The organism is Lacibacter sp. MH-610 (genome assembly GCF_045780045.1).
GTDB lineage: Bacteria > Bacteroidota > Bacteroidia > Chitinophagales > Chitinophagaceae > Lacibacter.
In genome coordinates, this window is the sequence record NZ_CP116002.1 from 3,249,392 (window position 1) to 3,271,660 (window position 22,269).

Annotated in this window: 20 protein-coding genes; 11 read left to right on the forward strand and 9 right to left on the reverse strand. The window is 41.3% G+C overall.

The genetic code is table 11. The features are described 5' to 3' along the window. Positions 1-28: 28 nt before the first annotated feature. Positions 29-1,177 carry a DegT/DnrJ/EryC1/StrS family aminotransferase gene (locus PDL71_RS14980; RefSeq protein WP_407522488.1) on the reverse strand — a complete coding sequence of 383 codons (1,149 nt, stop codon included), beginning with the start codon at positions 1,175-1,177 and terminating at the stop codon, positions 29-31. Between the two features lie 67 nt (positions 1,178-1,244). Here PDL71_RS14980 and PDL71_RS14985 point away from each other — a divergent pair, with 67 nt between their 5' ends. Next, on the forward strand, positions 1,245-2,552 hold the full coding sequence (locus PDL71_RS14985) for a 3-deoxy-D-manno-octulosonic acid transferase (RefSeq protein ID WP_407522490.1): 1,308 nt from the start codon (positions 1,245-1,247) through the stop codon (positions 2,550-2,552). On the opposite strand, the gene PDL71_RS14990 is transcribed toward PDL71_RS14985, so the two are convergent. Next, complete coding sequence (locus tag PDL71_RS14990) at positions 2,522-3,316, reverse strand: hypothetical protein (protein WP_407522492.1); 795 nt, start codon at positions 3,314-3,316, stop codon at positions 2,522-2,524. The two genes, PDL71_RS14985 and PDL71_RS14990, sit on opposite strands and share 31 nt — an antisense overlap. Positions 3,317-3,391: 75 nt before the next feature. Between PDL71_RS14990 and PDL71_RS14995 the strand changes: the two genes are divergently transcribed. The 7 genes from PDL71_RS14995 to PDL71_RS15025 all read left to right on the forward strand — a co-directional run bounded on the left by PDL71_RS14995 (position 3,392) and on the right by PDL71_RS15025 (position 9,807). Beyond that, a complete protein-coding gene (locus PDL71_RS14995; RefSeq protein WP_407522494.1) occupies positions 3,392-3,955 on the forward strand; it encodes a thymidine kinase in 564 nt (187 codons plus the stop codon). Positions 3,956-3,970: 15 nt separating this feature from the next. Then, a complete protein-coding gene (locus PDL71_RS15000) occupies positions 3,971-4,714 on the forward strand; it encodes a hypothetical protein (RefSeq protein ID WP_407522496.1) in 744 nt (247 codons plus the stop codon). Between the two features lie 31 nt (positions 4,715-4,745). Then, on the forward strand, positions 4,746-5,408 hold the full coding sequence (locus tag PDL71_RS15005; RefSeq protein WP_407522498.1) for a heme exporter protein CcmB: 663 nt from the start codon (positions 4,746-4,748) through the stop codon (positions 5,406-5,408). A 78-nt stretch (positions 5,409-5,486) separates the two neighbouring features. Then, positions 5,487-6,182: an ABC transporter permease gene (locus PDL71_RS15010; protein ID WP_407522500.1), complete on the forward strand. Its 696-nt coding sequence runs from the start codon at positions 5,487-5,489 to the stop codon at positions 6,180-6,182. Then, positions 6,179-6,388, forward strand: a complete 210-nt coding sequence (locus PDL71_RS15015) for a CcmD family protein (RefSeq protein WP_407522501.1) — start codon at positions 6,179-6,181, stop codon at positions 6,386-6,388. The genes PDL71_RS15010 and PDL71_RS15015 overlap by 4 nt, the downstream gene beginning before the upstream one ends. Positions 6,389-6,424: 36 nt before the next feature. Then, complete coding sequence (locus tag PDL71_RS15020; RefSeq protein ID WP_407522503.1) at positions 6,425-7,840, forward strand: Glu/Leu/Phe/Val family dehydrogenase; 1,416 nt, start codon at positions 6,425-6,427, stop codon at positions 7,838-7,840. 467 nt (positions 7,841-8,307) lie between these two features. Then, positions 8,308-9,807 carry a trypsin-like peptidase domain-containing protein gene (locus PDL71_RS15025; protein ID WP_407522504.1) on the forward strand — a complete coding sequence of 500 codons (1,500 nt, stop codon included), beginning with the start codon at positions 8,308-8,310 and terminating at the stop codon, positions 9,805-9,807. Positions 9,808-9,857: 50 nt separating this feature from the next. On the opposite strand, the gene PDL71_RS15030 is transcribed toward PDL71_RS15025, so the two are convergent. Further along, complete coding sequence (locus PDL71_RS15030; protein WP_407522506.1) at positions 9,858-11,144, reverse strand: alpha-amylase family glycosyl hydrolase; 1,287 nt, start codon at positions 11,142-11,144, stop codon at positions 9,858-9,860. A 94-nt stretch (positions 11,145-11,238) separates the two neighbouring features. Between PDL71_RS15030 and PDL71_RS15035 the strand changes: the two genes are divergently transcribed. After that, a complete protein-coding gene (locus PDL71_RS15035) occupies positions 11,239-12,465 on the forward strand; it encodes a 4-hydroxy-3-methylbut-2-enyl diphosphate reductase (RefSeq protein ID WP_407522508.1) in 1,227 nt (408 codons plus the stop codon). A gap of 299 nt (positions 12,466-12,764) precedes the next feature. On the opposite strand, the gene cmk is transcribed toward PDL71_RS15035, so the two are convergent. Then, positions 12,765-13,454 (reverse strand): (d)CMP kinase, encoded by a 690-nt coding sequence (gene cmk / locus PDL71_RS15040; protein WP_407522510.1) that lies wholly within the window; start codon positions 13,452-13,454, stop codon positions 12,765-12,767. Positions 13,455-13,526: 72 nt separating this feature from the next. Then, the gene (locus PDL71_RS15045; protein ID WP_407522512.1) at positions 13,527-16,058 is read right to left on the reverse strand and encodes an ATP-dependent Clp protease ATP-binding subunit; all 2,532 of its coding nucleotides are present in this window, start codon (positions 16,056-16,058) and stop codon (positions 13,527-13,529) included. Positions 16,059-16,143: 85 nt separating this feature from the next. On the opposite strand from PDL71_RS15045, the gene PDL71_RS15050 reads away from it, so the two are divergent. Next, the gene (locus PDL71_RS15050; protein ID WP_407522514.1) at positions 16,144-16,518 is read left to right on the forward strand and encodes an STAS domain-containing protein; all 375 of its coding nucleotides are present in this window, start codon (positions 16,144-16,146) and stop codon (positions 16,516-16,518) included. Positions 16,519-16,577: 59 nt separating this feature from the next. Here the strand turns inward: PDL71_RS15050 and PDL71_RS15055 are convergent, their stop codons facing one another. After that, the gene (locus PDL71_RS15055; protein WP_407522516.1) at positions 16,578-18,032 is read right to left on the reverse strand and encodes a T9SS type A sorting domain-containing protein; all 1,455 of its coding nucleotides are present in this window, start codon (positions 18,030-18,032) and stop codon (positions 16,578-16,580) included. A 251-nt stretch (positions 18,033-18,283) separates the two neighbouring features. On the opposite strand from PDL71_RS15055, the gene PDL71_RS15060 reads away from it, so the two are divergent. Continuing rightward, entirely contained in the window at positions 18,284-19,186 is a 903-nt protein-coding gene (locus PDL71_RS15060) for a ribonuclease Z (protein ID WP_407522518.1), read from the forward strand. On the opposite strand, the gene PDL71_RS15065 is transcribed toward PDL71_RS15060, so the two are convergent. From PDL71_RS15065 to PDL71_RS15075, 3 genes are read right to left on the reverse strand one after another with little or no spacing between them, the layout of a single operon-like run. Next, a complete protein-coding gene (locus PDL71_RS15065; protein WP_407522520.1) occupies positions 19,174-20,307 on the reverse strand; it encodes an alpha/beta hydrolase in 1,134 nt (377 codons plus the stop codon). The genes PDL71_RS15060 and PDL71_RS15065 overlap by 13 nt on opposite strands. A gap of 17 nt (positions 20,308-20,324) precedes the next feature. Beyond that, positions 20,325-21,209, reverse strand: coding sequence for a 4-hydroxy-tetrahydrodipicolinate synthase (gene dapA / locus PDL71_RS15070; RefSeq protein WP_407522522.1), 885 nt, complete (start codon positions 21,207-21,209; stop codon positions 20,325-20,327). Between the two features lie 28 nt (positions 21,210-21,237). After that, positions 21,238-22,212 (reverse strand): acetyl-CoA carboxylase carboxyltransferase subunit alpha, encoded by a 975-nt coding sequence (locus PDL71_RS15075; RefSeq protein ID WP_407522524.1) that lies wholly within the window; start codon positions 22,210-22,212, stop codon positions 21,238-21,240. Positions 22,213-22,269: the final 57 nt, after the last annotated feature.

Here is a 22,269-nt window from a genome sequence, read left to right on the forward strand (position 1 = left end):
GATGAACAATGAATGAATTTATTTAGGTTTATTGCTTGTTAAGATACTCCAGCACTTTTGATGTAATGTGTTGTAATTGCTCTTCCTCCAGTTCTGTATGCATGGGCAAAGAAATAACACGGTCGGTCAACCAATCTGTTATTTCAAGTTTGAAATCATTACCTCCAAAAGATGCAAACATGTTTTGACGATGTGCGGGCACCGGATAATAAATCATAGATGGAATGTGTTGCTCTGCCAGCCATGCATTCAAGCCATTACGCACTTCTGCAACGTTCTTGTAACCATCCAGTGTTAAAGTGTATTGATGAAACACATGATTGCTGTAAGGCGCACGGTAAGGAACTGTAATGTGTGGATGATTGGCAAAAGCCGCATCATAATAATCTGCTGCTTTGCGGCGGGCAGCAATATAGTCATCCAGTTTTTTGAGCTTGATTAAAAGGATGGCTGCCTGTACAGTATCTAACCGGGAGTTACAGCCTACCACCTCATGATAATACCGAACTTTCTGACCATGATTGGCCACCATGCGCAACTGATCAGCTAATACGTCATCGTTTGTAAAGATCGCTCCCCCATCACCGTAACATCCCAGGTTCTTGGAAGGAAAGAATGAAGTACACCCGATGGTTCCGATAGCACCTGTCTTCTTTGAAGTTCCGTCGCTATAGGTATAATCAGCTCCTATCGCCTGGGCATTATCTTCAATCACATACAGATTATGCTCCTGGGCAATTTTCATAATCTCTTCCATATTAGCCGCATGACCATAGAGGTGTACGGGTACGATGGCCTTGGTTTTTGGAGTAATCGCTTTACGGATAGCAGCCGGATCAATACAAAATGTTTTAGGATCTACTTCTACAAAAACAGGTTTTAAACGAAGCAAAGCCACCACTTCAGTAGTTGCGATGTAAGTAAAAGAAGGAGTAATCACTTCATCACCGGGCTGCAGATTCAATGCCATCATAGCAATCTGCAGAGCATCAGTACCGTTAGCACATGGAATGGTATGTTTTACGCCGAGGTAACTGCTCAAATCGGCAGCCAGCTCCTGTACGGGTTTTCCGTTTATAAATGCAGAACTGTTCAACACATCCAGCACGGCAGCATCTACCTGTTCTTTGATTGCCAGGTACTGCTGCTTTAAATCAACCATTTGAATTGGCCTCATAAATTGGCTTTTTTAGCGGCAGCGAAAGTACGGCAAAAAATGGGCTTTTACTACCTAAATTCAACGTATGGAGAAGGGAAATAAAAGGAAATTGTTTGATGTTTCCTTTTATTTTGCAGGCATGATTCTGTTTTACCATTTGTTCCGGTTTGTGTACTTCGGCAGTATTCGTTTGGCTGCACGGTGGAACAGGAAAGCAGCTTTGTGGGCGGAAGGAAGAAATCAATGGAAAGAAAAGCTGCAGCAGCAATGGAAAATGAAGCCGGGAGAACAGTCCGTTTGGATGCATTGTGCTTCATTAGGCGAATTTGAGCAGGGCCGTCCCCTGCTGGAGACTATTAAAAAGCAATACCCTGATTGTAAGATATTACTCACTTTTTTCTCACCCTCCGGCTACGAAATACGAAAAGATTATAAAGGAGCTGATCTTATCATGTACCTGCCGGAAGATGGACCGGGCAATGCAACTGCCTTTTTGAATATTGTACAACCTTCACTTGCTGTTTTTGTAAAATATGAGTTCTGGCATTATTACTTAGCCGAGTTGAAGAAAAGAAATACAGCAACCATACTTGTTTCAGGCATTTTCAGAAATACACAACCGTTTTTTCAATGGTGGGGCGGGTTTTACAAAAACATGCTGTTTCAGTTTTCGCACCTGTTTGTGCAGAATGAAGCATCGGCCCGTTTACTGGCTTCCATCAACATCCATAACAATGTATCTGTGTGCGGCGATACAAGATTTGACCGTGTGCTGGAACTGGCTGAGCACTGGCAACCTGTTGCTGCTGTTCAAGCATTCATTCACACCAATAAAAAGCTTCTGGTAGCCGGCAGTACCTGGCAGGAAGATGAAGCATTGATTGCACAATGGTTCCATAAGCATCAGAAAGATTGGCAATTACTGATTGCACCACATGAAGTTGATGAAGCACATATTCAGCAGTTAGAGCAATTGTTCAGCAATTCTGTTCGCTTTACACAACTCCGGCCGGATCAGGCAATGCCTGCCAACTGTAACTGTATCATCATTGACAGCATAGGGCATCTTTCAAAACTTTATAAATACGGAACGATTTGTTATGTAGGTGGCGGGTTTACCAAAGATGGCATACACAATACATTAGAAGCAGCTGTTTATAACAAAGCAGTTATTACCGGGCCTAACATCAGAAAATACAGGGAAGCTGTTGAAATGAAAAAAACAGACGGTTTGTTTACCATAAGCAGTTACAACGAACTGGAAAACCTGGTTCATAAAATTGATCTTGAAGAAGCAGGTCAAAAAGCAGGCGCTTATGTGCAAAAGAATGCAGGTGCTACTGCAGCTATTATGAATTACATTCAGGAGAAACGTCTTTTCACCAATGCATAGAAATCCTGGGTAGCTTGCCGGTGATCATCCCAGCCAAGTTTGATTTTTAACTCCCGTTCCATCCAGTACTGTGCTTCGGGGTAAATAGAAAAGTTATTGATGGTTTTGATGCTGCGTTCATACATGGCTTCATCGCCCCGGAACAATTCATTGATGAATACAAAACGATCGTTGATGCCTATGGCTTTTTTCAAATCCCTTATGGCCCCGGCCTCACCAAGTTTGTGTCCAACTTCAGTAGTTGTTTGTTTTAAAAAATCATTTAACGAAGGCGTTTCTAAAGCAACCGCTTCATTAATTTCTTTACCGCTTTTTTGGACAGGTTCTTTATAATTGGGTTGATGGATGAGTGTTGGTATTTCAGGTTCATCATCAAATAACAATGCCGGCTTAGCAGGCGCTGTATGTGCTTTTGCTTCAATCTTTTTGGCAAACTCGGCTTTTTGACGAATCTCTTCCAACTCCGCTTCTACATCTTCTTCATTAACCTGCAGCACTTCCAGGATTTTTTCTTCTTCTTGTTTTGTTTCGATTTTTGGAGGGACAGGTAACGCTGTTGGTTGAACGGTTGTTGACTGTTGCACGGTACGTAAACCCGGCATCACCACCGCAACTTTTGGGGTACCGATTGCAGCAGGTTCTTTCTGTTGCAGCAATTGCAACTCAGCCTGCAGCATATTGGCAAGCAACACCAGGCGTGAGGTATCTGCTTTTTCGCTGACTGCCTGCTGTAATTGTTCAATCAATGAAGCAATACGTTCCATGAATAGTCCTTACTTTTGGCGGTATTGGAAATTTACGACTGTAAGTTACAAACAGTTGAGCATAAAAAATTGCGAATGTTTATTGAACCAAATATAAGAGGTGATAAAAGAGGTTGGATTGAGGTCATCTGCGGCTCCATGTTCAGTGGTAAAACAGAAGAACTCATCCGCCGTTTGAAACGAGCCCGTATTGCTAATTTAAAAGTAGAGATTTTTAAACCGGCTATTGATGTAAGGTATGATGAAGTAAAGATTGTGAGTCATGATGAGCGGGCCATTCAATCCACCCCGGTTGACAATTCACAGAAAATATTACTGATGGTGGGCGATGTGGATGTGGTGGGTGTAGATGAAGCCCAGTTCTTTGATGAAGGTATTACTGAAGTGTGTGAAAAGCTGGCACTGCGGGGCATTCGTGTAATTGTTGCCGGACTGGATATGGATTATAAAACAAAACCCTTTGGCCAAATGCCCAACCTGCTGGCAGTGGCCGATTATATTACCAAACTTCATGCGATCTGTGTAGTGTGTGGTAATATTGCCAACTACAGTTACCGTAAAAGTGCCGATGCAGGACAAGTGCTGTTAGGCGAAAAAGATGTGTACGAGCCGAGGTGCAGGCATTGTTATTATGAATAAAAAACTATTCGTAGAATGAAGCTTTACCTGTTTATATCCTTTATTATATTTTTAAATACCCCTGGGTTTGCTGATGAACAGCGACTCAGGACAGCTTTTAAAAGTAAAAACGGGCAATACACGATAAAACTAAACAAAAACAAATGGCAGCTACGTAACAAGAAAGGAAAAGTATTGTATTCGATACCGGATAATTCTTATACCAGCATGACAATATTAGTTTCTGATAATGGAGAAAATCTTGTTGTAATAAATGATTTTGTGGAAGGTTTTCAGTTCCAAAATAGAATCGGATTACGTTTCTTCAACAATGGCACTCTTTCTAAAAACTATATGATAACAGACCTAATTGCAGATTCATGTAATATTTCTCAAAGTGTCTGGCATTCCAGCTGGTTAGTAGAAGATTTTGGATTCATCAAGTCTGATTCAAGCTTTTCAATAGCAACATACGAATTCAATGAATTTGAATTTGATACAAAATCAGGAGCTATTATTAAAAAGGATAAACCGCAAGCATTTGATGACAATACAGTAATTGTAATGACCGAATTTGACAAACATGAAAAAACTGACAGTGTATCTCTAAAAATTATTAAGCAAATCTCAGGTATATCAATTTTAAAAAACGGCTCAATAATTTCAACAAATGCCTACGGCCAAGGAAGATGGAGGACTATTCTTATGATTAAAAACAAGAAAGATGTTACTCCAAACAGATTTAGAAACAAAATATTTCTTAATAGATGTTTGAGCTGAAAATGCCCAACCAATAAACAAATCAACCCCGTTGTCTTCTTCAAAAAAAATACTCGCCCTGTTTAAGAAAGACCTGTTGCTGGAAGTAAGACAACAGTACACGTTCTACGGCATTCTTTTGTATGTGGCCTGTATCGTTTATGTGTTGTTTCTTTCACTGAGCGAGGCGGATGCAGAAACATGGAATGCATTATTTTGGGTAAACATGCTGTTCATCAGCATCAATGCCGTAGCTAAAAGTTTTTTGCAGGAAAGCAGGGGAAAAATGCTGTATTACTATTCCATTACCAGTGCCCGTGAGTTCATCATTGCCAAGTTGTTGTATAATATTGTGCTGATGCTCATCATGAGTTTGCTGAGCCTGGCTACCTTCAGTTTCTTCCTGGGAGCTCCTTTTACTGACGGTGTTAAGTTTATGGCACTCACCCTGCTGGGCGGCATCAGTATGTGTTTGGTGTTTACCCTCATGGCCGCCATTGCATCAAGAGCCAATCAAAATGCAGCGATTATGGTGATCATGGGCTTTCCGGTGATCATACCGCAACTCATGTTGCTCATACGCATTTCCAAATCTGCATTTGGAGAAGTTTTCAGAGAAGGTGCCTTGGTGCAGTTAGTATTGTTGTTGGGGGGATTGGATATTCTGGTGGTTGCGCTCTGCATGATTTTGTTTCCTTTTTTGTGGAAAGATTAAAGCAACCCACTAACTTTGCCCGCACTTTACAAACGGTAGTAAAATGATTGCCTTTACTGTTTGTTTTCGTTAGAAATTATGCATAAACCCTGGTGGAAGATATTATCGGTTCTTTTATTGGTGTACACCATAATTGGCGGGTTCCTCATGGATGTTCCCCGTCTTTTCATTCTCAATGAGTCCATCCGCAACCTGTACTTCCATGTTTGTATGTGGTTTGCCATGATGATTTTATTTGGTGTAAGTCTGGTGTACAGCATCAAATACCTGCGCAATCAATCTTATCTAAACGATATTTATGCCTCTGCCTATGCAGCTACCGGTTTGTTTTTTGGTTTGTTAGGCTATGCCACCGGAGCCATATGGGCTAATTACACATGGGTTACAGATCAGGGCCAGTCTATGGCTAATATTTTAAAAGAACCCAAGCTGTTGGGAGCCGGTATTGCCATCCTTATTTACTGTGCTTATTTTGTATTGCGTGGCAGTTTTACTGATATTGATAAAAGAGCCCGTGTAACTGCCGTGTATAATATTTTCGCTTTTGCTATGCTGTTTCCTACCATCTGGATCATCCCGAGATTGGTGGGTAGTTTGCACCCCGGTGCACCAGGCAGCGATAGCGGCAACCCGGCTTTGAATTTTAAAGATATTGACTCCCGTTTACGTATGGTGTTTTATCCCGCCGTTATTGGTTGGACACTCATGGGCGTATGGATCACCACTTTAAAAATCAGGATTGAGTTATTGAAAGAAAAAGCATTACTATCATGAGAAAATTAATTGCACTATTCATGTTGCTGCTGATTTCTTTCAGCACGTTTGCGCAAACAGAACAGCCGGAAATGGCCGATGCTATGCGCAGCAATGGTAAAATTTATGTAGTGGTGGTGGTTTGCCTGGTGATTTTATTGGGATTGGTGGGTTATGTGTTTCGCATCGACCGCAGGCTTTCAAAGCTTGAACAAAAGAAGGATTGATTTCTATTGCTATAATAAAAACTAAAAACGATTGTTATGTCAGCTACTTACAGCTTCTTCGGCGCTGTTGAAAAAAGCTTCGATAAGGCCGCCGCTTTTACCAAATGGGAAAAAGGAATTCTGGAACAGATCCGTGCCTGCAACAGTGTGTACCAGATGCGCTTTCCTGTAAAAATGGACGATGGCACCATTGAAGTAATTGAAGCCTATCGTGTGCAACACTCGCATCATAAAACGCCTTGTAAAGGTGGTATCCGTTTTTCAACAGAAGTAAACCAGGATGAAGTAATGGCACTTGCAGCGTTAATGACGTACAAGTGTGCGATTGTAAATGTTCCTTTTGGTGGTGGTAAAGGCGGTATTAAAATTGACCCCCGCAAACATTCAGTTTACGAACTCGAAAAAATCACCCGTCGTTATACTTCAGAATTGGTGAAGAAAAATTTCATCGGCCCCGGTACGGATGTACCTGCTCCTGATTACGGAACAGGTGAACGTGAAATGGCATGGATTGTAGATACCTATGCTTCGTTAAAACCGGGCGAGCTGGATGCTGCAGGTTGTGTTACCGGTAAACCTATCACACAAGGTGGTGTTCGTGGTCGCAGAGAAGCTACCGGATTAGGCGTATTTTACGGCATCCGTGAAGTATGTAATATGCCCGATGTAATGAGCAAACTGGGCTTAGGCACCGGTGTTGAAGGTAAGAGAGTAATTGTGCAGGGCCTGGGTAATGTGGGTTATCATTCCGCCAAGTTCTTCCAGGATGCAGGCGCTAAAATTGTAGCACTGGCAGAGTATGAAGGAAGCATTTATAATTATGATGGTTTGGATGTAGATGCTGTATTTCAGCACCGCAAAGCCACTAAGTCTATATTAAATTTCCCCGGCGCTACCAACTGTGTTAAGAATACAGATGCGTTAGAACTGGATTGCGATATCCTTATTCCTGCGGCATTGGAGAATGTTATCAATGGCGATAATGCACCACGTATCAAAGCAAAAGTGATTGGCGAAGCTGCTAACGGACCTTTAACGCCTGAAGCAGATGAGGTGTTTGCACAAAAAGGAATATTGGTAATTCCTGATATGTTCCTGAATGCAGGTGGTGTAACTGTTTCTTACTTTGAGTGGTTAAAGAACCTGAGCCATGTTCGTTACGGTCGTTTGGAAAAACGTTTTACGGAGAATCAGAACAATGCCATCATTGCACAAATTGAAGGCACTACCGGAAAGAAAGTGGATCAGAAAGTAAAACAGGATATCCTGCACGGACCTGATGAAGTGGACCTTGTGTATAGCGGTTTGGAAGAAACCATGATCACTGCCGTTAATGAAGTAATGGATTGCTGGAGAGCCAATCCTTCTATACCTGATATGCGTACAGCCGCTTATGTGGTTGCCATTAATAAAGTAGCCACCAGTTATGCAGAGCTGGGTATTTTCCCGTAACAGAAATTTCAACTGTATTGATTGTAAAGATCCCGTTGCTGATGCAATGGGATTTTTTTATGATAAAGAATATTCAATCAATTCGTCGATGATGATTTATTCAACTTCTTTTAATACATGAAATAAAGACAATGTGATTTTGCTGATCATTAGCTCTTTTATCATCAGCAGCGTGTCAAATAAAAAAATACTGATTCACCTTCAAACCTAAGCACTATTGGAAAACGGAACCTCAACTGGTGCGACGCAAGGGACGATGCCATGAAATACAAAAGCCCGTTATCAAAAAATGCCTTTCCTGCCCTCATTAACAGTTACAAACCCTGTAACTTTAACTCTATCTACGAAACTGTTCATAAGTTGTTAAATGTGGCTGATGGGTAGGCCTGAAATGATGACAGCTTCGTTACTTTACAGAACAAAAGGCATGGCCTTTGATAAATTGAAAAAGATTAACAGCAAGTGATATGAAAGCAAAACACATTTTATTGGTTGTTCTTATTAGTGCCGTTACAGGTGTGGGCAGTGCCTACCTGTATGGAAAATACAACAACAGATCCGTAAGCTACAGTCAAAGCCAGGTACCTGTAAACTATGCAGGATTATTTGACAGTGGTGCAGGCGCCCCCGGCCCGGTTGATTTTGAAAGTGCGGCAGGCAGCGCTGTGCCGGCTGTAGTGCATATCAAAACAAAAACCAATCCTACCCAAACAAATATGCAACGCAGGCGCAGCCCGTTCAGTGATTTGTTTGGTGATGATTTCTTTGATGACTTTTTTGGAGGTCGTGGTAACAATGTTCCGCAAATGGCCAGTGGCAGTGGTGTATTTATTTCAGGTGATGGATATATTGTAACCAACAATCACGTGATTGATGGAGCTGATGAAATTACCGTTACACTCAGCAATAAAAAACAATATAAAGCCAAACTGGTAGCTACTGATGCTAATACAGATTTAGCAGTCATTAAAATTGAAGGAACCGGTTTCCCTTACCTGCTTTATGGAAATTCTGATGAAGTAAAAGTAGGCCAATGGGTACTGGCAGTAGGTTATCCCCTTACGTTGGAAACAACGGTTACCGCAGGTATTGTAAGTGCCAAGTATCGTTACCTTGGCGTAAATCAACGCAAAGCAAAACCCGGTGCCAATACTGTTGAAAGTTTTATTCAAACAGATGCGGCGGTAAACCAGGGTAACAGCGGTGGAGCATTGATTAACACCGGCGGACAATTGATTGGTATTAACGCTGCCATTGCTTCACCAACGGGTGCTTATGCAGGATATTCTTATGCTATCCCTGTAAACATCGTTAAGAAAGTAGTAGATGATTTAATTAAGTACGGAACGGTACAGAGAGCTTATTTAGGTATTCGTCCGGCTGCCAACCAGGATAACGGTACTGACTCTCAAATTAAAGAAGGTGATGGTGTTGAGATCGGTGAGATTTTACCAAAGAGCGCTGCAGAAGAAGCAGGATTGAAAAAAGGCGATAAAATTGTGAAGCTGGATAATAAAATGGTGAGCACCTGGACAGAGTTAACAGGTACTGTTGCCAGCTACCGCCCCGGTCAGAAGATGAATGTGACTTATATAAGAAATGGAAAAGAGGGAACAGCAACACTTACATTAAAGAACAGTGCCGGTAATACAGATGTAGTAACTACATCATCTCTCGACAGGTTGGGTGCTGAGTTTGCCACACTGGATGCAAAGAAAGCCAAAGAGTATGGAATTGAAGGTGGTGTGGTGATTAACTCCATTACTGATGGTTTAATTGCTGAGCAAACTACTTTAAAGAAAGGCTTTATCATCATCCGTGCAGGAGGTAAAACCATTAAGAGCGTAGATGATTTTAAACGTGCTATAGAAAGTGCCGGCAACAGCATCATCGTTGAAGGTATTTATCCCGGTTATGAAGGCGTGTATCAATATGCCATTAATGACCTAAACAGAAATGAGCCTTAAACGTTGAGATAATTATCATAAGAAACGGGGCGCCTTTGGCGCCCCGTTTCTTATTTATGAAGTACCAAGTAACCCCAGGGCGGTAAGATGAATTGCTCTGTTAACTGATGTTCTTTACCGCTAAACAAATCAAGATAAGAGCCGCCGATCCTTGTATCATTTATATGAAACTTATGTTTCTTATCAGACAGATTCAGCACTGTAATCACTTCTCTTGAACCTGACCTGCGAACAAAAGAAAATAAATGTTCCAGTTCTGTAGTTGCAATACGCCAGGTAATCACGTTTCTGTTGGCTGCTCTTAATGCAGGATGTTGTTTGCGGAAGCGTAAAAGTGTTTGATAAAACTCATGAAGCTTGGGCTGGGCTTTCCACTTGATTTCATCTTTATCAAAAAAAGCGAGGCGCTTATGATTCGGCAATTCCTGTCCGCTATAAATCAAAGGAATTCCATTCCACATACAACTGAATACAGCAAAAGCCAAAGCGGCATCGCCATACTTTTCGTACTCGGTTCCATTCCAACTGTTTTCATCATGATTGGTTGTAAAAAAAGAACGGATATGATGATACGGTTGTTTTAATTGATAACCGGAGAGCGCATCATCTAATACAGCCAGTTTCTGTTGCTGTTTATAAAATGTTTCAGAGATATGCATCCAATGCCAGCTGTAGCTCACATCAAAAGCAAGGGCATAAGGTTCATCACCACCCCATTGGTCAAATTCTCCCAACCAGAATAATGGACGAATAGCATCCAGCTCTTTTCGGGCTTCCAACCAAAAGTCAAAAGGCACCAGCATCGCCATATCACATCTGAACCCATCAATATTGCATTCATCCACCCAAAACTTCATCGCATCAATCATCGCTTCACGAAGCTGCGGATTGTTGAAGTTCAGATGAATCACATCTTCCCAGTTTTCAACCGGAGGTTTAAAGCTGCCATCGGCATTGCGGTTGTAATATTCAGGATGAGCAACCGTCCATTCATGATCCCAGCCGGTATGATTGGCCACCCAGTCAATAATCACCTTCATTCCCAAAGCATGTATCTGGGTAACAATATTCTTAAAGTCATCCATTGTTCCGAATTCAGGATTCACCTGCACATAGCTGCTACAGGCATAGTAACTGCCCAGTGTTCCTTTCCTGTTTTTTACAGAAATGGGTGTAACAGGCATGAACCAGATGATTTCCACGCCCATGTCTTTTAACCGGGGCAAATGTTTGGCAAAAGCACTGAGCGTGCCTTCTTTTGTGTACTGCCGAAGATTTACTTCATAGATGTTTGTAGATGCTACCCACCCGGGTACTTTGGAATCATTCAATGTCATGGTTCGTAATTAAAGCAATGATACGAAGCCCGCCGCTAACAGATATTATTCTTATAGAGCCCAAACTTTTACCTTTGCACTTTGTTACTCCCTTATGAAGAAATTCAATGTTCCCAATATTTACAGAAGCTCACTGCTTACGGCTATTAAAAACAGACGCAAACAGGATGATAAACTCAAAAAAGATTTTACTCCTACCTTGCTGGATCTTGGTGATGTACAGTTTTACATAGCAAGGCATTTCGGTTTTTGTTATGGTGTTGAGAATGCGATTGAGATTGCCTTTAACACGATTGAGCAAAACCCGGGCAAACGGATTTTTCTTTTGAGCGAAATGATTCATAACCCGCAGGTGAATGCCACCTTAAAAGAAAAAGGAGTTACTTTTTTACAGGATACTTACGGCAAGCAAATCATCCCTTTTGAATCACTCACCAAAGAGGATGTAGTCATCATTCCTGCATTTGGTACAACACTTGAAATTGAGCAGATGCTGCATGAAAAAGGAATTGCTACTGAACAATATAATACCACCTGCCCGTTTGTAGAAAAGGTTTGGAACCGGAGTGAACAGATTGCACAGAAAGGTTATTCAATTGTTATACACGGCAAACCCAAACACGAAGAAACAAGAGCTACTTTTTCGCATGCCAGCTCACATATTGCATCTGTTATTGTTAATGATCTGAAAGAGGCTATTGAACTTGGCAAGTATATCACCGGAGAAAAACAAGCCGAATCTTTTTATGAAGAGTTTAAAGGGTTGTATTCAAACGGATTTAATATTGAAACAGATTTACAGCGTTTCGGAGTTGTGAATCAAACCACACAATTAGCCAGTGATACTCAGGCAATAGCTGAATACCTCAAGCAAGTGGTGATGCAGCATTATGGATTAGATGAATCCACCATCAGCGAACGCTTTGCAGATACAAGAGATACTTTATGTTATGCTACCAATGATAACCAAACAGCCGTTGCCGGTTTACTGGAAACAGAAGCTGACCTGGCAATAGTTGTTGGTGGCTACAACAGTTCCAACACCACCCACCTGGTGGAGTTATGTGAAGAAAAGTTACCTACTTATTTCATCAACGGAACTGACAAATTAATCTCTTCAACAGAAATCATGCATTTCAACTTTCATAACAAACAGGAATATGTTACGAAAGATTTTTTACCGGCCAAACGCCCTGTAAAAATTCTCATTACCAGTGGTGCTTCCTGTCCGGATTCATTGGTGGAAGCAGTAATGCGTAAGATAGCTTCCTTCTTCGCCGTTGAAGAACAATTTAAGCAGTTGGAACTACAATTCACCTGATCCTTCACTTCATTCAGATTTCAGTTAGAAACTATAAACGAGAAACCCCCATGCGGGGGCTTCTCTCTTCTTCTGTTCTATCTGGTTTTTCCTGTCCTTAAAAAACTTATGACGGTATACATCAATTCAGCCCATGCTGAATTAATAATACCAAAATGGAAATAGTTTTAATTTGAGTAAAATGAATTTGAAAAGATTGTTGAAACAGGTCTGGAAGAAAATGAAGTTTCAACAGATATTGGGTAATGTGTATCCAAATATAAGATAGATTTTGACCGATGTCAATACCTGTGCACAAATCAATAACTCTGTATCGCTTGCTTCATCGCCAGTTCTTTTGCTAAACGAAGTTGTTCTTCCGGTGTAAGATCACTATTGTCAATTACAACCGCATCGTCTGCTTTCCTTAAAGGACTTACATCCCTGTGAGAATCAATATAATCTCTCAGTTCAAGATTATTCTTTACTTCCTCAATGGTGATGTTTGGATTCTTAGCATACAGCTCTTTAAAACGTCTTTCTACTCTTATGGCATTATCCGCTGTCATAAAGATTTTTAATTCAGCCTGTGGAAAAACCGTGGTGCCGATATCTCTTCCATCCATTACAATTCCTTTTTTAACGCCCATCAATTGCTGCTGATGCACAGCAAATTCCCGAACTTCTTTGATAGCCGCTACTTCACTCACCTTTTCTGCTATAACAAGATCTCTGATAACGTACTCAACATTTTCACCATTCAGATACATTTCTGATTGCCCGGTATTGGAGTTAGGATGAAACTCCAGTACAATCTGCTGTAATGCTTCCTGCACCTGTGCCTCATCTGTCCAGTCAATATGATTGCGTAGAAAGTATAATGTAATTGCCCGGTACATAGCCCCGCTGTCAATGTAAATATAGTTGAGCTCCTTAGCCAGTTGCCGGGCCAATGTGCTTTTTCCGCAGGAAGAATAACCGTCTATTGCTATGATAATTTTTTGCGACACAAATAAATAATTGGAGCAGGCAAAAATAAAAAACCCTCCGCTGTAAGGAGGGTTTTCATACAAGTTTATTTATCAGGCTTCTGACTTATGCGACTTCTTCGATTTTTCTTTGAAGGAGAATTTAATTACCTGGTTTTCTTTATCCAGATCAGCAATCAGCACATCGCCTTCTTTGATATTCATTTTCAAAATTTCTTCTGCTAATGGATCTTCCAGGTACTTCTGAATCGCCCTGTGCAGCGGACGTGCACCAAACTGAACATCATAACCTTTCTCAGCAATAAAATCTTTTGCTTCCGGAGTCAGCTCCAGGCTGAAACCAAGATTCTTTAAGCGTAACAACACACCCTTCATTAAAATATCAATGATCTGGAAAATATTGTCTTTGCTAAGTGAATTGAAAATCATCACATCATCAATCCTGTTCAGAAATTCAGGAGAGAATGTTTTCTTCAATGCTTTTTCAATAACTGCTTTGCTGTTTTCTTCCTGGTTCTGTACACGGGTGGCAGTTGCAAAACCTACACCTTCACCAAAATCTTTCAACTGACGAACACCAATGTTCGACGTCATAATGATGAGGGTATTTTTGAAATCTACTTTTCTGCCCAAACCATCTGTTAACTGCCCATCATCTAACACCTGGAGCAAGATGTTATAAATATCAGGATGTGCTTTTTCAATTTCATCCAACAAAACAACTGAATAAGGTTTACGACGAACACGCTCTGTTAACTGTCCGCCTTCTTCATAACCCACATAACCGGGAGGTGCACCAATCAAACGGCTTACAGTAAACTTCTCCATGTATTCACTCATATCAATACGTATGAGTGCGTCATCACTGTCAAACATATAACGGGCAAGGGCTCGGGCCAACTCTGTTTTACCAACACCTGTTGGGCCAAGGAAGATAAACGTACCAATTGGTTTTTTAGGATCTTTCAAACCTACCCTGTTACGCTGGATGGCTTTCACCACTTTGCTGATGGCTTCATCCTGTCCTATTACTGCACCCTGCAAATCTTCTGACATACGGCGTAACTTTTCTGTTTCAGCCTGCACCATCCGCTTTACAGGAATACCCGTCATCATACTTACCACTTCAGCAATTGCTTCTTCATCAATGGGGTAGCGCATGTGCTTGCTTTCCTCTTCCCATTTTGCTTTTGCTTTTTCCAGTTCTTCGCCCAATCGTTTCTCTGTATCTCTCAATGCAGCTGCCTCTTCAAAACGCTGGCTTTTTACAACCTTGTTTTTCTCCAGCTTGATATCTTCTATCTTCTTTTCAAGATCCAGGATTTCTTTTGGCACATTGATGTTTTTGAGATGCACACGGGCACCTACTTCATCCATAACATCAATCGCTTTATCAGGCAATAAACGATCGGTTATATAACGATCACTCAGTTTTACACAAGCATCAATGGCATCATCAGCATAAGATACATTGTGGTACTCTTCGTATTTTGATTTGATGTTATTGAGAATCTGTACAGTTTCATCCACACTTGGAGGATCTACCATTACTTTTTGAAAACGACGGTCAAGGGCTCCATCCTTCTCAATATACATTCTGTATTCATCCAGTGTAGAAGCACCAATGCATTGGAGTTCACCTCTTGCCAGCGCCGGTTTGAAAATATTGGAAGCATCCAATGATCCACTGGCACCACCCGCACCAACAATGGTATGTATTTCATCAATAAAAAGAATTACATCCCTGTTCTTTTCCAACTCGTTCATGATGGCCTTCATACGCTCTTCAAACTGGCCACGGTATTTCGTTCCGGCAACTAACGCTGCAAGATCTAATGACACAACACGTTTATCATACAGCACTCTTGAAACTTTGCGCTGTACAATACGAAGTGCGAGGCCTTCTACAATTGCTGTTTTACCAACACCTGGCTCTCCTATGAGAATGGGGTTATTCTTTTTACGACGACTCAAAATCTGTGATACACGTTCAATCTCTTCTTCCCGTCCTACAATCGGATCCAGTGTGCCACTTTCGGCAAGCTTTGTAATGTCTCTTCCGAAATTATCAAGTACCGGCGTTTTACTTTTTGCCCCGGCCGGTTGTTTTGATTTGGATTGAGAATATTTTTTTTCATCATCAAAATCCTCTTCGCCCGGATCATCATACTCAGCTCTTGGTTCGTTTGATTTTACCATACCTAATTCATTTCTGAAAATATCGTAATCAATTTCAAACTGGTTGAGAATTTGTGTAGCAATATTTTCTTTGTTTTTAAGAATAGACAACATGAGGTGCTCTGTTTCTACCTGCGGACTCTTTAAAGCTTTTGCTTCCAAAACAGTTACACGGATTACTTTTTCTGCCTGGCGTGTAAGTGGCAAACTGTTGATGTTGGCAATGTTTTTCCCGGTTTTATCTTTTACGGCCAATTCAATCTCTTTACGAAGCTCATAAAGATCAACGCTCAATTGTTTGAGTATTTTGATGGCTGTATTCTCGCCTTCCCGTATCATGCCAAGAACAAGGTGTTCTGTTCCGATAAAATCATTTCCCAACCGCAATGCTTCTTCACGGCTGAAGGAAATAATTTCTTTTACTTGTGCTGAAAAATTATGATCCATAGTGGATATTCGGTTTTTACAATTATAACGAATATTTTTGAGAGAACTTTTCTATAAGTTACACACTTTCTGTTAATAAAGAAATATGAATGTCAAAATTGATACCAAGGAAAAATTTCATGTAATTACCCCTCAGGAATCCGTTCTTTCTGTTAATATGACAGATGAATTAAGCCGTTTGTTGCTTAGCCATCTGGAAAAGCAGGTAAAGAATGTAATTCTTAATCTGAAAAATGTGGCAGAACTTTCCACAGAAACTGCCGATTTGCTGGTACAAACACAGCAAAATTTTTATGAACAGGGCGTTTCGTTTGTCATTTGTGAGATGCAGCCGGCCGTTGAACAATGGCTGGATGATCAGGAGCAACTGGAGCTGCTTAATGCTACTCCTACTGAAAGCGAAGCCTGGGATATTGTTCAGATGGAAGAAATTGAAAGAGAGCTGTTGGGTGATGAATAAAAAAGTCCTCCTTATGCAGGAGGACTACGGCTTTTCAAAAAAAGGACAACACTATTGTATTATCGTTGAATGACTAAACGATCTGCAATCATTTCGCCATTAAAATGAAATTGTACCTGGTACACTCCTTCATTAAGTTTTGCAACTTCAGCCAGTGACACACTGTTTACTCCTCTGAGAATCTGCACCTGTTTTCTGAAAACAATGCGTCCGCTAAGATCAGATACGGCCACATCAGCTACTCCGTTCACATCACTGCTGTAACGTATTACTGCATTAGTTGCTGCTGGGTTAGGTGAAAGATTTAATTTACCTCCTTTGATTGTACGGCGAACAGCCACTACATTGCTGTACACAAATTTTCCATCAGCATCCACCATTCTTAAACGATAGTATAAAACAGCACCTGCTACATCTTTTACATCATCTGTAAACTGGTAACTGGCTGCTTTGCCGGATGCACCTTTTGACATAACATGTCCGATAATGCCAAATGTTTTTGCATCAGCGCTACGCTCCAGTTCAAAATGACTGAAACGCTCTTCTTGTTCTGTAAACCAGTTTAAAGAAGTGATGCCGTCTTTATACGTTCCGTTAAAGCCGGTTAATTGCAAAGGAAGTGGTCCCTGGTTTGGCAGGTTTACGCAATTGAAGCGGGTACCAAACTGGCGTGGACCTGTAGTGCCACTTGCGCCGGCGGCTCCCTGATAATCATAACCAAGGCGAACAGTTAATTGGTTGGCTGCACCGTTAAACCTGTAATACTCTGCCACCTGTGAACAACGGGAAACATTATCTCTTTCGCAAACAGAACCTGCTACACCGTTCCAACTGCTGCCGGCATCAGAATAGATATAACTGCGGAGTTCTGTAATACCGGCGGTAATAACAGAAATATCGCCGGGATTGGTGCTTCGAATTACAGCCGTTTCTCTGAACCAAGCAGTACCACTTGTGTTTGCCTGGTTTCCATCCACATCATAGTGAATGAAGTTGAGATTACTTAATGAAACAGGTGTTTGAAAATCATTATCTCTAAACGTGGCATTTACAGGAGCTGCCTCCACAAAAAACCGGATGGTGAATTGAACATAGCCCCTGCGATCTGTAGTGGTTAAAGACGCAACATCAGTGCCGATGCGTGGAGCGAAAAATTCAATGTTTACAGTAGGGTCAGATGAAGCATCGTCATCTATATTGTTTAAAACTGCCTGGAAAATGGCATCCACTGTTACAGTAGCATTAATTTGTGTGCCACTTACATTGCCTACATTCTTGTAACGATACACAGAACCTACGGCATTATTGGTGCCGCTGAATAACTGGCGGTTACGAAAATCTGAAACAAATGAATTGTTACCCGGCAAACACTGATCCCATGGAAATGCACCGGTGGTAGTGGTGCAACTTGTGGAATTACAACCTGCGGGCGGTGCAGGTGGCTTTGAGGGTTGTGCATAGGCTAACTGACTTAGCAAAGCCAGTAAGGCTCCTAATGAGTAAATTTTTTTCATTAAAAAAAAGATTTAGAGGTGAAAAATTCATTTCACTAGGAAGATGGATAGAGTGTTGATGAAAGATTTAATTAATGCAGACAATAAAATACTTGCCTGACATCAGTTGATAATCGGTCTGTAACAAAAAGGATAATGAGACGGGAGTTTCCGAAGGATGAGGAGTTATCTGTGGTTCTCAATTAACGGAGTTGACTGAGAGGAACAAAAGTATAGTTTTATTTTATATTTTCACATGGATAATAAAACTAATGCTGGCAGTTACAATTTTAGGCAACAATTCGGCGATTCCTGCATACGGAAGACACCCCACAGCTCAAATCGTTACCACAACTGACGAACTATTGTTATTTGATTGCGGCGAGGGTACTCAAATTCAGATACTGAATATGAAAGTGCGGCGCAACCGCATCAACCACATCTTTATTTCGCACCTGCACGGCGACCACTATTTTGGACTGATTGGCCTCATCAGCAGCTTTGCTTTGCTTAACCGTATTCAACCCCTGCATGTGTACGGCCCGGCAGCTCTGGAGGAGTTACTTTTTAAACAACTGGAGTTGGCCCACACACAGCTTCCTTTTGAATTTACGTTTCATCCCCTTACAAAAGACGGGGTGGTTTTAGAAACCAAACACTATACCGTGGAATGTTTTTCAACCGAACACAGAATTGAGTGCAGGGGATTTATTGTTCGTGAGAAAAAACCGGAACGCAGAATACTGGTGGATAAAGCCAGAGATTTTAATATACCTGTTACATTTTTCCAGAACCTCCAACATGGGGAGGATTACGTTAATGAAACGGGTGAAATTATCAGCAACAGCCAGGTAACGGTTGCCAATAAGCCTGGCAAATCCTATGCGTTTTCGGCAGACACCATTTTTGATGAACGCCTCATTCCGCTTTTTAAGCAGGTGAGTTTGCTGTATCATGAAGCAACTTATCCGCATGCATTGGAACAGAAAGCAAAAGAGCGTTTTCACTCCACCACCAAACAGGCGGCAACTATTGCCTCAAAAGCCGGCGTTGAAAAATTACTGATTGGTCATTTCTCAGCGAAATTTGAAGACTTATCAGAATTTGAAGCAGAAGCAACAGATGTATTTGCGAATACGGAATTAGCGAAGGAAGGTGTTACTTATCTTATTTGACGACGAAGCCATTGATAACATTCATAAAACTCCTGCTGCCAGAAACGTTCATTATGTCTGCCGCCCGGCACTGATTTAAAAAATAAATTTTTGTACCCGCTTTGTTTGGCAACATCGTAAATGGCTTTCATTTCAGTTACCATTGTGTTAGATTCCTGGTCGCCACATACAAAATAAAAAGCAGGCTTTGCAGAACTGTTTTGCTTTTTTAATTCATCAGCCATCATTGGTGCAATCCAGAAGGAAGGTGAAAAAACACCGGCACCACCAAAAACTTCAGGAAATTTTAAGGCGGCGTAAAACGAAATCAATCCGCCCATAGAACTGCCTGCAATCATAGTGCTTTCTCTTCCCGGCTTTGTACGATAAACACTGTCAATAAATGGTTTGAGTGTTGTAACAATAAACTCAACATACTTATTCCCCTCACCTTTTCCAAAACGGGAATCAAAGGGATTGTATTCTGTTAAACGGTAACGATCGCCATGATCAATACCGACGATAATACATTGCTGTGATGATTTGATGGTATCCATCATCTCATCTGCACCCCATTCACCATAAGGAGCCGTAAGGGCATCAAAAAGATTTTGACCATCCTGCATGTATAAAACAGGAAAGTGTTTTTTAGAAGTAAAATAATCTTCTGGCAGATAAATCCAGATGCGGCGATGCCGCTGCAATTGAGGCATATAAAAAGCAGTATCTGCAATAAATACCTGTTTTGATTTGGTTGAAACCGGTGGTCTGCCCGGGAAATCATCCATCCATCCTTCAATGGTAAGTTGCAGAACAGTATCCCTGCTGAAACGAATGGATCTGTTTGATATGGATTGTCCGCCGGATGTACTTTCTGTTTTGCTCCAACTGCCTCTTGTTATTTTGTATTCATAAAAGCCCTGAGGCACATCTTTGAGTTCAAGATAATCGATCCCTTTTTCATTTTTACTGAAACGATATGCAGCAAGAGAAGGTTGCCAGTTATTAAACGAGCCGGCAATATAAAGTGTATCTGTTGTGTGCAAGCCAGGCTTTGAAACAATTTCAATACGAATTGTGCCCTGTGCAGCACAGTGAATAAAATTGAAACCAGCTAATAACAGAAATAGAATCTGTTTCATTAATTGATTGTGCTTTGTTATAAAGCAGCTACATATTGCTGCACCTTTTTCATTACCTCGTCTGAAAGAGGCACTAAAGGAAGCCGTAAATGATTTTGGATAAGTCCCATAGCAGTGAGGAATCCTTTTACACCGGCAGGATTGTTTTCACAAAACAGCAGATTATAGGCTTCAAGCATTGTATCATTAAGTCGCTTTGCCGCTGTAAAATCATGCTTTAAAGAAAGACGCACCATTTCACTGAACTGACGGGGCAAGCAATTAGCCGCCACGCTAATCACACCGGTCATTCCACAGGCGATTTGTGCCATGGCCAGGTTATCATCACCGCTCACCACCATGAAATCAGCAGGTTTATCTTTCAAAAGCTGCATACACAAACTCATATCGCCACTTGCTTCTTTAATGCCTGCAATATTCTGCACTTCATGCGCCAGGCGTAATGTAGTTGAAGCATTGACATTACGGCCCGTTCTGCCGGGCACATTATAAAGAATAAGTGGTTTGGGAGAAACCGCTGCCAATGTTTTATAATGCTGAAAAATCCCTTCCTGTGAAGGTTTGCTGTAATAAGGCGCAGCGCTTAACACAGCCGCTGCTTTGTCAAGCGGAAATTGTTCCAGGTCTTTAATCAACGCCTGTGTATCATTGCCGCCAATCCCTACAACAACGGGAACTTTGGAGTCAGCAATCTTATAAGTAAACTCAATGAGTTCTTTTTTCTCTTCTTTTGACAATACCGGTGTTTCGCCTGTAGTACCAAGGGTTACTACATACTCACACCCATTATCAATAACATTACGGATCACTTTTTCAAGTGCATTAAAATCAATGGCGCCCTCCTTTGTAAATGGAGTTACTAACGCCACACCTGTTCCTCTTAAAATTGTTTGTAACGACATGCTCCAATAAAATCTTTAAAAAACAAAATTACAGTTCATCCCAAAAGCCCATTTTGGAGTATTTGGCAATACGGTTTTGAATACGTTGATCAGCATCCTGCTGCTTTAATTCTTTTAAAAGAGGAAGTAAAGCTTGCTTGAGCAAATGTCCCGCTTCATCATAATCCCAATGAGCACCACCTGCAGGCTCGGGTACAATGCCATCAACCAATCCAAACTCCTTCATGTATTCCGGTGTAAGTTTTAATTGCTCGGCGGCTACTTCTTTTTTCTCCCAACTGCGCCATAAAATAGAGCTGCAGCTTTCGGGTGAAATAACTGTGTACCAGGTATTCTCCAGCATGAGTACTTTATCTCCAACGCCAATACCAAGAGCACCACCGCTTGCTCCTTCACCAATGATAACACAGATAACAGGAACCCGCAAACGGATCATTTCATAAATGTTCCTTGCAATGGCCTCGCCCTGCCCCCTTTCTTCTGCTTCCAGGCCGGGAAAAGCGCCCGGTGTATCAATCAAGGTAATGATGGGTTTGTTGAATTTTTCTGCCAGCTTCATAAGGCGGAGCGCTTTACGGTAACCTTCAGGATTGGCCATACCAAAATTCCGTAGCTGGCGCATTTTGGTATTGATTCCTTTTTGCTGACCGATGAGCATCACTGTTTCTCCTTCCAGTTGTGCAAAACCACCCACCATGGCTTTATCATCTTTTACACCACGGTCACCATGAATCTCTACAAAATTGCTGCACATTTTTTCAATGAACTTCAAGGTATAAGGGCGATCCGGATGACGGCTCAATTGTACTTTCTGCCAACTGGTAAGATGCTGGGTTATTTCCTTTCTTTTTGCGGCAATGCTTTGCTCCAACTGTTCAATGGTGGGGGCATAATCCACCTTTGCATGCTTCTCTGCACTTTGCTTTATTTCTTTCAGTTCGTCCACCAAATCCTTGATGGGCTTTTCGATTTCAATAAACTGACGGTTTTCTAATGAAGGCATAGTATGAATTAGAGCGGTAAAATTAAGCGTTACGGTTTAAATACAAATAAAAAAGAC